Source organism: Catenulispora pinisilvae (assembly GCF_015356865.1).
Taxonomy (GTDB): Bacteria; Actinomycetota; Actinomycetes; order Streptomycetales; family Catenulisporaceae; genus Catenulispora; species Catenulispora pinisilvae.
On sequence record NZ_JAAFZA010000137.1, the window covers coordinates 15,773 to 27,337 of the forward strand.

Annotated in this window: 9 protein-coding genes and 1 rRNA gene; 8 read left to right on the forward strand and 2 right to left on the reverse strand. The window is 68.0% G+C overall.

Features of this window, described 5'->3' with window-relative positions; all coding sequences use genetic code 11:
• Window positions 1-9: 9 nt before the first annotated feature.
• The 8 genes from IZR01_RS30680 (at window position 10) to IZR01_RS30715 (ending at window position 10,237) form a co-directional block, all read left to right on the forward strand.
• The gene (locus IZR01_RS30680) at window positions 10-1,725 is read left to right on the forward strand and encodes an AMP-binding protein (RefSeq protein WP_194925912.1); all 1,716 of its coding nucleotides are present in this window, start codon (window positions 10-12) and stop codon (window positions 1,723-1,725) included.
• Window positions 1,722-2,747: a nucleotidyltransferase domain-containing protein gene (locus tag IZR01_RS30685; protein ID WP_194890867.1), complete on the forward strand. Its 1,026-nt coding sequence runs from the start codon at window positions 1,722-1,724 to the stop codon at window positions 2,745-2,747. Before IZR01_RS30680 ends, IZR01_RS30685 begins: the two co-directional genes overlap by 4 nt.
• Before the next feature lie 3 nt (window positions 2,748-2,750).
• On the forward strand, window positions 2,751-3,317 hold the full coding sequence (locus IZR01_RS30690; RefSeq protein WP_194890866.1) for a hypothetical protein: 567 nt from the start codon (window positions 2,751-2,753) through the stop codon (window positions 3,315-3,317).
• A 97-nt stretch (window positions 3,318-3,414) separates the two neighbouring features.
• Window positions 3,415-5,277: an ABC transporter ATP-binding protein gene (locus tag IZR01_RS53585; RefSeq protein WP_194925913.1), complete on the forward strand. Its 1,863-nt coding sequence runs from the start codon at window positions 3,415-3,417 to the stop codon at window positions 5,275-5,277.
• Window positions 5,274-7,100, forward strand: coding sequence for an ATP-binding cassette domain-containing protein (locus tag IZR01_RS53590; RefSeq protein ID WP_194890863.1), 1,827 nt, complete (start codon window positions 5,274-5,276; stop codon window positions 7,098-7,100). The genes IZR01_RS53585 and IZR01_RS53590 overlap by 4 nt, the downstream gene beginning before the upstream one ends.
• Window positions 7,101-7,177: 77 nt before the next feature.
• Window positions 7,178-7,831: an HAD-IA family hydrolase gene (locus IZR01_RS30705; protein WP_194890862.1), complete on the forward strand. Its 654-nt coding sequence runs from the start codon at window positions 7,178-7,180 to the stop codon at window positions 7,829-7,831.
• Window positions 7,828-8,883: a glycosyltransferase family 2 protein gene (locus tag IZR01_RS30710; RefSeq protein ID WP_194890861.1), complete on the forward strand. Its 1,056-nt coding sequence runs from the start codon at window positions 7,828-7,830 to the stop codon at window positions 8,881-8,883. Before IZR01_RS30705 ends, IZR01_RS30710 begins: the two co-directional genes overlap by 4 nt.
• Window positions 8,873-10,237: a condensation domain-containing protein gene (locus tag IZR01_RS30715; protein WP_194890860.1), complete on the forward strand. Its 1,365-nt coding sequence runs from the start codon at window positions 8,873-8,875 to the stop codon at window positions 10,235-10,237. Before IZR01_RS30710 ends, IZR01_RS30715 begins: the two co-directional genes overlap by 11 nt.
• 190 nt (window positions 10,238-10,427) lie before the next feature.
• On the opposite strand, the gene IZR01_RS53595 is transcribed toward IZR01_RS30715, so the two are convergent.
• Both IZR01_RS53595 and rrf read right to left on the reverse strand, forming a co-directional pair.
• The gene (locus IZR01_RS53595; RefSeq protein ID WP_323746009.1) at window positions 10,428-10,892 is read right to left on the reverse strand and encodes an integrase core domain-containing protein; all 465 of its coding nucleotides are present in this window, start codon (window positions 10,890-10,892) and stop codon (window positions 10,428-10,430) included.
• 603 nt (window positions 10,893-11,495) lie between these two features.
• Window positions 11,496-11,565, reverse strand: a 5S ribosomal RNA gene (rrf, locus tag IZR01_RS54815); the annotation flags it as partial.

The window sequence follows — 11,565 nt, forward strand, 5'->3', positions numbered from 1 at the left end:
GGCCTGAAGATGCACACGGCATTCGCCAAGGCGGGGCCGACGACGATCGCCGAGCTCCTGGCGGCCAGAAGCGCCAGCCGAGCCAGGTTCGTATCGATCATCGACGGCCATACCCGCGCTCTCCCCTTCAGCCAGCTGTTGGCCAGGTCTGCGGCGGTCGCCGGGCGACTGCGTGCGGAGGGACTCGCAACGCAGGTCACCGGCGGATCGGCCATCGCGGTCGCGGTTCAGGATCCGCTGGACTTCATCACCGCGTTCCTCGGCGTCGCCGTGGCCGGAGCGGCGGCCGTTCCCGGACCGGTCCGCCTCGCATCGAGCCCGGTTCACCAGAAACGGCTGGGAGCGATCCTGGCTGTCTCACGTCCCGCCGCAATCATCGTCGACGACGAGCTGTACGCGGCTGCCCGGGACATCGCCGGCCGAACGGGCACCATGGTCGTTTCCATGAGCACGCTTGCGGCCGACAACAACGACGCCGCAGAGCCGTCCGCGACGGGCAGTCCCACGTGCTACGTGCAGTACACCTCAGGCTCGACAGCCCGGCCCAAACCTGTCGAGATCAGCATGGCGAACATCGTCGCGCAGATGGTTCAGGCCGCCGAGGCATTCGACGAAAACCCCTCCAGCGTCTCGGTGAACTGGGTCCCTCTCTACCACGACATGGGCCTGGTCACGAGCGTCCTGCGCCCACTGTGGTCGGACTACACATCAGTGCTGCTCGACCCGTTCGAGTTCGTCAAACGCCCGGAGATATGGCCCGCCGCCATGACCGAGTGGGGTGCCACGCATACCTCTGCACCGGATTTCGGCTATGCACTGTGCGCGGCCAAAGTCACCGGCGCAGAACACTTCGACCTCAGCCGACTGCGAGTCGCCAGGAACGCCGGCGAACCGGTCCGGCCCGCCACGCTCGAGCGGTTCGCTCAGGCGTTCGCCTCCGCCGGATTCGACTACGCGGCCTTCACACCGTCGTACGGACTGGCGGAGGCGACCTTGACCGTCACGGCGAACCCGGTCGGCGAACCGCCGAGGACGTTCACCTTCGCCGAGCCCTCGCTGCGCCAGGACAGGGCCCGCGAGCCGGAGGAGGGCGAGCCGCTCGTGACACTCGTCTCCTGTGGAAAACCGGTTCGCGGAACCGAAGTCACCATCTGGAACGAGGACGGCGAGCGCCTGCGGGAAGACGGCCGGATCGGCGAGGTCCGAATCGCTGGACCGCAGGTTTCCACCGGCGCCATAGCTCCGTCCGATGCCGATGGGGAACGGTGTCGCACCGGCGATCTCGGGTTCTGGTGGAAGGGAGAGCTCGTCCTCCTGGGACGAGCGAAGGACCGGTTCCAGGTCCGGGGTCAGAACTACTACTCGGCGGAGATAGAGGACAGCGCAGTCGCCGCTGATGTCCGGCTCCGGCCGGGACGCGCTGTGGCAATCGCAGACTGCGCGGCGTCGGATCCGGCGCCGCGCGTGACCGTCCTCGTCGAAGCGGTCCGTGAATGCGCCGAGCTGAGCGCGGCGGACCAGGCCGACATCGCCAGGAACGTCGTCCGTGCGATCAGCAGCGGCCTGGGCCTGTCGATCGACACGGTCCACATCGTCCCCGCGGGGACGCTGCCGCTGACCACGAGCGGCAAGGTCCGCCGCGAGAAGTGCCGAGACCTCGTCGAGGCGCTCGGAACCAGCCCGCTTCCGCGCCCCGGCATCCGGACGAAGGAGCATCAGAGATGAGCCACGCCTCGCACCACCTCACCGCGATCGACACGCTCGGCACCGACATTCGCGCCGAGATCGACGCGGTCGCCGCCGGTCTGCCCGCGACGGTGTCGTGCGTCGCCACCGGATCGCTCATCGAAGGGTTCGGGAATCCGAACTCGGACGTCGACCTGTTCGTCATTCACGAAGAGGGTGTCCCGCAACAGAGCATCGCCATCGGGATGCGGGCCGCGCGCTACGTCGACTGTGAGTACATGAGCCGAGCATCGCTCGACAGCCTGGCCGCGCGCATGGCCGACGGTTCGTGGGCGTCGCTGGTCCCCCAGGCCCGCCCGGACTTCGACCGCTACTACCGGCTGTGCATCGGCGTCCCGATCAGGACCACTGCGGCGACCAGCGACACGCTGGGCCGCTTCGACCTGGACGTCGCCCGCGGCAACTACGCGTGGTGGGCTCTGGCCCGCGCGTTCGAGCACGTCGCCCGATGCGCGGCCGCTCTGGCTCTGGGCGATCGCCCACGCGCCGGCGTGATCCTGCGCGAAGGCGCGCTGTATCAGGCAAGCTCAACGCTCGCTGAGGAAGGCGAAGGGTATCCCGGGCTGAAGTGGCTCGGCGAGAAGGCCGCCCGCAGATATGGCCGCGGGAGTGCGGCCTTCCAACAGATCGTCGATGACTGCTACCGGCCGGAGGGGTCCTTGGAAGACCGGCTGGACCGACTGCGGCTGCGCGTGGATGCACCCGCCGCGCTGAGGGCCGCGCTTAAGGATCGCTCATGCGCCCTCGACCCCGAGACGACCGTCGGTCTCGGGCACGACTCACACGTCCTGGTCCGCCGCCGCAAGATCGCCGAGGCCGGCCCGATCGCCGCCGGAGTCTGCCGGCAGCTCGCCACGGGCGAGAGCTGGGCCCAAGCCGTCGACGCACTGGCCGTGGAGCTGTCCCTCACCAAGGACGAGGCGGCGGTCGCAGCCTGGTTCTACACCGCCGACCTGCGCGCCGAGGGCTTTCTCACCGACGACCACAGGAAGGCCGCATAGACGATGTGGTCCGACATCGACGACCTCATGGAACGGCTGCGAACGCTGCGCCGGACGAACACGCTCCAGCTGGAGGTGATGGCACAGTACTTCGATTTCGAAGGTGCCATGGCCGCGGAGCAGCCGGAACTGGCGTGGCGGGCCAGGGAAGGGCTGCTCGCGACCGGGATCGAGCTGAACCTGTGCGCGGTCCGGCTCGCGGGCCCGCCGCTGGACGATCGGGCTGAGCAGATCTGTGCGCTGCTGCAATCGCTTTCACAGGTCAGTCCTGCGCTCGGGGCCACAGCCGCCGACTTGCTGGAGCGACCGGCCCCCGGCGCCTTGTCAGCGATCGGGCAGGACACCGCGGCCGTCATCGCCTTCGTCCGGGACGATCTGGGCGTGGCAGGAGTCGATTCCAGAGCGCAGGCGATGAAGGCCTGGGCTGACGGAGTCCGGCACCTGCGCGACCTGGCCCGGGTGCTCGGCCTGGCCCAGGCGGACGGCTGGTATCTGCCCGCCGACCGGCCCGAGGGACACCTGACCTGGTACGACGACGTCATGAACGCGATCGCGCAGCTCCACCCGTAACCGCCGGACGCCGGCCGTCGCTGCGCCGCACCTCGTGCCCTCCCGAGCACATCGGGCCCGCAGGGGCGTCGGCGAGCCCTGAGAACCGAGGACGCACGTGCGAAGGAGACAGACGGAGGCCCTCGGCACCGACGCGCGGCGCGGGGTGGGCGCCCTGCGCCCATCGGCGATGGCGGCGCTGGCACGGGAACGATGGATCCTTCTGAAGCTGCTGCGTTTCGCGGGGGGACGCACCGTTTCGGGCCTGCTGGCGGCTCAGGCCGTCGGCGTGGTCGGCATCACCGGGACCGCGGTGGCCACCGGCTGGCTGGTCGGATCGCTGGCGGTGCCGCAGCCCCGTTTCGGCGAGGCCGTGCCGGCGTTGGCGGCGGTGATCGCGACCGTGCTCGCGGCCCAGGCCGCGGCGGTGTTCCAGACCCAGTACGCGGGGGTGGCGGCCCGGCACGTCGACGGGGCGATCCGCGCCAGGATCCGGACGATCGCGCTGACCCCGACAGGCGTGGAACATCTCGACGATCCCGCGTTCGTCCAGGACGTGGAGCGCGCGTGCGATCTGGGTCTGGGATGGCGGGTCCGGTCCCCCGGAAACGCCGTGGCCGGTCAGCTGACGCTGGCCTTCCAGATGGTGTCGGCCGGCTCGGCCGCCGTCGTGCTCGGATTACGCTTCCCGGTGCTGGCCCTGTTCATCACCGTGGCCTCACTCGTCATGCGCACGATGCTGCGTCGCCAGCTGGTGTGGCTGACGGCCGTCGGAGAGTCACGGGCCGCCGACTTCCAGCGGTCCGACTACTACAGCCGGTTGGCGACCGAGCCGAACGCCGCGAAGGACATCCGCCTTTTCGGACTCGGACCCTGGACGGTCGGCCGCGCCCGCCGCGCCGAGCTGGCCGGCCGCGAGCCGGAATGGGCGGCTCGGGAGTCCGTCACCAGGCGCCAGGGCGTGTCGGTGACTGTGGCACTGGCCACTGCCGGGCTGCTCTTGTGGACGGTCGGCGGGTCCGGCCAGTCGGCCGGGACGATCGCCCGATGCCTGGCCGCCGGGTTCGTGGTCATGCAACTCCAGGTCTTCGGCCAGGAGGTCTTCGACATCGAATACGGAGTGGTGACGGTGCAGGCGCTGTCCAGAGTCGAAGCACGCGTGCTCGAGGTCCGGCCGGCCGGGACGGCGCCGCCACCCGGCGACACCCCGCCGCTGGTGCGCTTCCAGGACGTCACGTTCCGGTACCCCGGCAGTTCCCGGGCTGTCATCGACAGGCTCACCCTGGAGATCAGGCCCGGTGAGACGCTGGCGATAGTCGGTGTGAACGGAGCCGGCAAAACCACGTTGGTCAAGCTCATGGCCGGGCTGTACCAGCCGACATCCGGACGGATTACCGTCGACGGCGTCGATGTCCGGGAGCTGGACGCCGACCGCTGGCGCGGACGGATGACTGCGCTGTTCCAGGATTTCGTCCACTACCGGACCACAGTCGCCGAGAACGTGGTGATGTCGGCACCGGAACACCGGCAGGACCACTGCGGCGTACGCGCCGCGCTGGACGCCGCAGGCGCCGGGCCGATGATCAGTCGGCTGCCCCAGGGCATCGACACCTCGCTGTGGACAGGCAGCGCAGGCGGCTTCGACCTGTCCGGCGGTCAGTGGCAGACACTCGCCATCGCCCGGGTACTGTTCGCCATCCGTCACGGCCGCAGGCTCCTGATCCTCGACGAGCCGACCGCCCACCTCGACGCCGAGGCCGAGCAGCGTTTCAATCAGCGCATCGCGGCCGGGGCCCTGGGAGCATCGGTCGTCCTCATCTCGCACCGCCTGTCGAACGTCCGCACCGCCGACCGGATCGTCGTCCTGGACGGCGGAAGGATCACCGAGTCCGGGACACACGACGATCTGGTCGCGCTCGGCGGTGTCTACGCCCGCTTGTTCAAGCTGCAAGCCTCGCGGTTCTCGGAGGTGACGAAGTGACGGCGGCCGGGGCGGGCGAGCCGATCCCGGCCGTCGGGATGCGGACGACCCTGTCGGCCCTGCGTCACGTCACGGCGGTTCTGCTCCGCGTCGACCGCGCCGGAACCGTGACCATGTTGCTGCTGCTGGTCGGCGACACCGTCTGGTCCTCCGGCATCGGACTCGCGCAGCGATGGATCGTCGACGGGGTACGGCGGCCTGCTCAGCACGGGCACCCCTGGCTGCTGACCGCGGCGGTGGTCGGCGCCGTCGCGCAGGCGCTGTCCGCGAGCGGGATGCAGATGGCCATGCACCGCCGCGCCGGGCTGACGATGAAGGCCAACGTGGAGCTGGCCGACGAAGTGCTCACCTATGTCAGCCGGGTTCCCACCCTCGACCACCTCGAACGCGCGGACTTCCTCAACCGGGTCCACTTGGCGGTCAAGGGGACCATCTCGCTCGGGGGCAGTGTGTGGAACGCCGCCGACCTGGCCTCCGCGCTGATCCGGCTCGGGATCACGATCTGGCTGCTGGCCGCGGTCAGCCCGTGGCTGGTCGCGCTGACGGCCACGACGCTGGCCGCGCTCACGCTGAGCAATCGAGGGCTGCGCCACGTCGACCGCGCCCAGGAATCCATCGTGGAGGCAACCCGGCTGGAGCTTCATCTCCACGGTCTGTGCCTCGACGCCGAGGCGGCCAAGGAAGTCCGCATCAACAGGGCGGGCGCCGTACTGGACGAGCAGGCGACCGGGGTGTGGGACGAAGCCACTGACCGCCTGCGGGCAGGGCTGATGCGCAGCACCGTACTACGGCTCGCGGGCGCGGCCTGCTACGCCGCCGGGCTGGCCGGCGCCTTGGCGCTGGCGGTGCGCCAGGTGAGTTCCGGTGTCACGGGCCTGGGGTCGCTCGTCCTGGTCATCGCTCTGGCCGGCCAGCTGAGCTACCAACTGCAACGCGTGCAGTTCGTGATGGGGCGTTCCCAACAAGCCGGACGAGCAGCTCAGCATTACCACTGGCTCAAAGGCTACGCCGCGTCGTTCCCCGACGGCGGCGAGACCGCGCTGCACCGCTTGGAGCGCGGCATCGACCTGGAGGAGGTCGGCTTCCGATACCCCGACGCGGACGGTCCGGTGCTGGCCGGCCTCAAGACCCACCTCCCACCAGGCAGTGTGATCGGGCTGGTCGGAGTCAACGGCGCAGGCAAGTCGACTCTCGTCAAACTTCTGACAGGCCTGTATCGGCCGACCTCGGGGCGGATACTCGTGGACGGACAACCTTTGTCAGCCGTCGACCCCGCCGGATGGGCCTCCCGGTCCTGCGGAGTGTTCCAGGACTTCGCCAAGTTCGAATTCCTGGTCCGGGAGACGGTCGGAGTCGGCGAACTGTCGTCGATGGATGATCCGGCGACCGTCACCGCCGCGATCGCCGCCGCAGGTGCGACGCCGTTGGTGTCCAGACTGCCCGCCGGCCTGGAGACCCAGCTCGGACCCCGGTTCGGCGGGGAAGCCCTGTCCCACGGCCAGTGGCAGCGCCTGGCCCTTGCCAGGGCCATGATGCGACACGCTCCGCTGCTGATGATCCTGGACGAGCCGACGTCCGCCCTCGACGCGCAGGCCGAACACAACCTGTTCGAGGCGTTCGCCCGACGCGCCCGCGCAGTCGCCGTCGAGACCGGCGCGGTGACCATCCTGGTCTCCCACCGCTTTTCGACGGTGACCATGGCCGACCACATCATCGTGCTGTCCGACTCGCGCATCGCGGAGGCCGGCACCCACGCCGAACTCATGGCATCCGAGGGCCGCTACGCGCAGTTGTATGCCGCTCAGGCCGCCGGGTACGCATGAGAAGCGGATACCAGCCGGGCGGAACGGCCGCGCCGATCCCAGCCCACGAAGCTTTCACGCGGCTTACCGCCGCCGCGGTGCTGCTCGATGTGGACGGCACTCTCATCGATTCGGCGGCCAGCATCGAGTGGGCCGCCAGGACGTGCGCAGAAGAATTCGGTATTGATGTCGGCACGCTTGTCGAAGCCTCACGCAGCGGCTGTACCAGCCGTCAGATGTTCGCCGGGCTGCTGTCGGCCGAAAGCGCCGACGCGGCCCACGCCCGCCTTGAGGAGTTGGAAGCGAACGCGCTCGCGGGGCTACGGATGACCGCTGGAGCCCGGCGTCTGATGAGGAGCCTGGAGGGACACCGATTCGCCCTGGTGACCTCCATGACGAGGCGAGTGATGGCGGTGCGCGGCGCGCGAGTCGGCCTTCGGCTGCCAGGCGTCACGGTCACGGCGGACGACGTCGTCACCGGGAAACCGCATCCCGAAGGCTATCTGCTGGCCGCCCGGCTGCTGGGCGTGGACATCCGAGACTGCGTCGTCGTCGAGGACTCGCCGGACGGCATCACGGCCGGCCGGACGGCCGGGGCAACGGTGGTGGCGGTGGCCGGCGACAGCCGTGCTGTGAACGTGTACGGAGCGCAGCACGTCGTCCGAAGCCTTCGCAGCGTTGCGTTCGCGAACGGAACTCTGACCCTCCCCGTCCGGCCCGCGCCGGACACCTCACACCAGGAGAACATGTGAATGATCGCGTCGCCGTCATCATCCCGGCCTACAACAGCAGCGGCTACATCGACCAGGCACTGGCCTCGCTCGTGGCGCAGACCCAGCCCGCGGACGAGGTGGTCGTCGTCGACGACGGCTCCGGCGACGACACCTACGACCGGGCAGCGCGATGGACGCAGCACCTTCCGCTCCACATGGTGCGTCTGGAGCAGAACGCAGGCATAGCAGCGGCCAGAAGCGCCGCCATCGAACGCTGCTCGGCGGAGCTCATCCTTCAGCTCGACTCCGACGACGTACTCCTACCGCACCACATCGCGGCCATGACCGAGCAGTACACGGCCGCCCCCGGCCTGATCGCACCACGGGAGCTGCTCTTGCTCGAGGGCGGGCCGGTCGCCGACCTCCCCATGATCAAGCTGGACATCCCGGACCCCGAGCTCCAACTTCCCATGATGCTGGTGCAGAACTACCTCGGGATCGGATGCCTCTACAGCAGAAACGCCTACGAGGCTGTGGGCGGCTACCGCGAGTGCGGCTGCGCCGAGGACTGGGACCTGTGGGCGCGCTTCACCGTGGCCGGCATCCCCATCTCGGTGCCCCCGGTGCCGACCTACATCTACCGCATGCACGCATCGAACATCAGCAGCAACGTCGACTGGCGGGTCGTCGATATCGAGATCCTCGACCGGTTCATCGGCGAGCTTCGCCAGCCCGAAAACCGGATCATCGCCAAGCTGGCCGCGTTCCAGCGCGCGGGCTGGAAGCGCCTGGACGTACTCGAGCCTGCGGCCAGCGGGTACCCAGCCCGCCCGGACGACGGCGGGCCGTGGAATTCGGTCCGAACCCACCTGGACAGCGATCTCGGAGAGGTGCGGGCGTGCGAAGGGCCCGACGGTCACAGCGCCCTGATCGTGGAGCACCCAGACCGAGGTGTGCTCCTGCGCATGGAGGGAACGCCGGACCACATGTCGGTCACCCAGATCGCCGACAGCACGTGGAGGTGGGAGGACCGCGGCCAGCAATGGTGGCTCGGTCACACGGATCTAGATCACGGAGACCATGATGCGTGACGAACCGCAGAGGATCCAGACGGCGAAGGACGGCCAGACAGTCGACATCGCCTATTCAGGACACGAGCACGGGGAGTATCCCGCTACGTGGGGCCAGCTGCACGCCTGGCGGTGCTGGGCGCAGGCGAAACCGGGCGACGGCTGGAACATGACGCGTCGGGCAGTGTTGGCGGAGCCAGCCCCGTTGGCGTCCGTCGTGGAAGCGTGGGGACGCCTCATCTCCTGTCACGCGGCACTGAGAACACGGTTGGCGGTCGCACCCGGAGGCGAGCTAACGCAGCAGGTCACCGGCTCCGGTTCCATTGAGGGGGTCCTCCTTCGCTGCGAAAGCGCCGACGACGTACAGGCGATGCTGGCCCACCAGACCGTCTGCCGACCGGACGACTTCGTGGATGTCTTCGCCGAGCCGCCGTTGCGGCTGGCCTTCGTGGTCCTCGGCGACGTCGTGCATGGATTCATAGTCGTGGCCTCGAATCTGGTGCTCGACGGAGCAGCCTTCTACTTGATGATCGACCACTTCCTCGACGCACTGCGCCAGGAGGAGCTGTCGCCGCCCGCATCGTCCCCGGTGTCGGAAGCCATCGCCGAGCAGCTTCCCGCACGCCGCAAGGTGTCTGCGGAATCGGTCGACTACTGGCGCTCAGTCCTCGCGGTGGCGCCGCTCAGCTCCCTTCCGGACAGAATCGGGTTCTGCGACGGCTCTCGAATCCAGAGCGCCTGGCTGGTCTCACCGTGGTTCACCTACGCAGACCGGGTCTTGACCTCTCGCCTGAAGGTCTCCTCGCAAGCCTTGTTCTTCGGCGCCTCCGCACTGCTGCTCAGCGAGATGTCCGGGCAACCGCGCGTCGCAATGCAAGTGCTGTGCAACAACCGATTCAGTGGCTACCACGGGTACATAGGGCATCTCCAGCAGGCAACCATCGTTGCGGTGGCGGTAGCAGATCGACCACTTCTCGACATCGTCAGGGACGTGGACCGAATGCTTCTGCGTTCCTATCGCTATGCCCGCTACAACGAAGACGATCTCCGTGCCGCGATCCGCGATGTGGAGGAAACCCGAAGCGGGACATTCAACCTGACCTGCTCCTTCAATCACCTGTCCTTCAGGAACGACGGGGCGTGGGACGGTACAGAACTCATCCCGCGGCCCCAGGACATGAGTGGCCCCGAAAGCGTGTACTGGGGTGAACATACGAAAGACGACGCGGTTGGCTTCTTCGTGGTGAAGTCGACGACGGAAGAGGGGATGACGTCGTTGGGTATCAATATGGATCTCGACTTCTTCTCCATGCCGGATCTCGAACGGTTCCTCTTCGGAGTAGAGAGAGCCATCGTGTCATTGGGCGTGGCATGAGGCTCCCCGCCGAGCCGAACCCACGCGGGCCGTGACAGAAATCTGAGTCTCGTCGGAAGATTGACGAGACCCTCGACCGGGTATCGGAAGTCGAGCCACGGCTGTTCCAAGGTCATCCTCAGTGGATGTTCGTGTCGTGACTCGTTCGTGGTGTGAGGTTCAATAACCCCGCCGAGGCGCTGAACAGGGCCTATGCTGCGGCGCCGTAGTCGTTGATGAGGCCGCCGAGGATCTTCGTTCGGGTGATCCGGTGGGCTGGGAACGGGATGACGTTCGGGTCATCCAGTGGCGCCAGCAGGTTCAGCCCGTGGCCTTGATGCGAGCGTCCGGCGTTGTAGTGCTCCGTGTACCGGTCCAGGACGATCCGCAGGTGCCGGTCGCTGGCGATGAGCATCCTGTCGGAGCATTCGGCACGGACAGTCTTCACCCAGCGTTCGGCGAAGGCGTTCATCTTCGGGCATTGCGGCGCGGACTTTTTGATCTCGATGTTCTCGGCGGCGAAGACGGCGTCGAACGCGCCGGTGAAGATCGAGTCTCGGTCCCGGATCAGGTACCGGAACCGGTCGGCCCGCTCGTCGACGTCGGCCAGGACGCTTCTGGCCAGCTGGGTCGCCCAGGCCGCGGTCGGATGCTCGGTGACCCCGAGGATGTGCACGCGTCTGGTACACCAGTTCCAAGGCGAAGGACACGTACAGCCGTTTGAGTGTGATGGTCTCGATCTGGAAGAAGTCCGTGGCCAGGATCGTTGAGGCTTGAGCCCGCAGGAACGTGCTCCAGATCGGGCCGTCGTCATCCTGTACCCAGCGCCACCCCGGGCAGCATCCGCGCAGGTGAAACCCTGCAGCAGGGTTTCTGAACCACGCAGGCTCCTTGCATCCATCAGGGCACTGACGCCACGGTTAACCTCGATGAGCCGGCTTTCCAGGGCGCTCCATCCTGCCCGGGAGCGGACGCGGCAAGCTGACGGCGAACGCAGCGGCGGGTTCGCCGCGCGGCGAATGGGCGTGGCAGGTCGGACCACAATGCAGGCACCTGTGGCTGCGGCTCAGGTCACAGGCATCATATATAAAGGCTCTTTCATTTGCAGTGAAGAGCCGGCCTAGCCTCGCTACTGAGTACCGGCCTCGGGCCCAGCGGCCTGCCGCTCGAGCCCGGCCGCGGCCAGGGCGCATAGCGCTGAGTCGAGGTGGCCGATAGAACCCCGGAAACAGCAGTAGGCCCCCGACAGAATCTTGTCGGGGGCCTACTGGCAAATTTAGTCCGGCCGCGTCCTACTCTCCCACCAGGTCCCCCTGGCAGTACCATCGGCGCTGGCGGGCTTAGCTTCC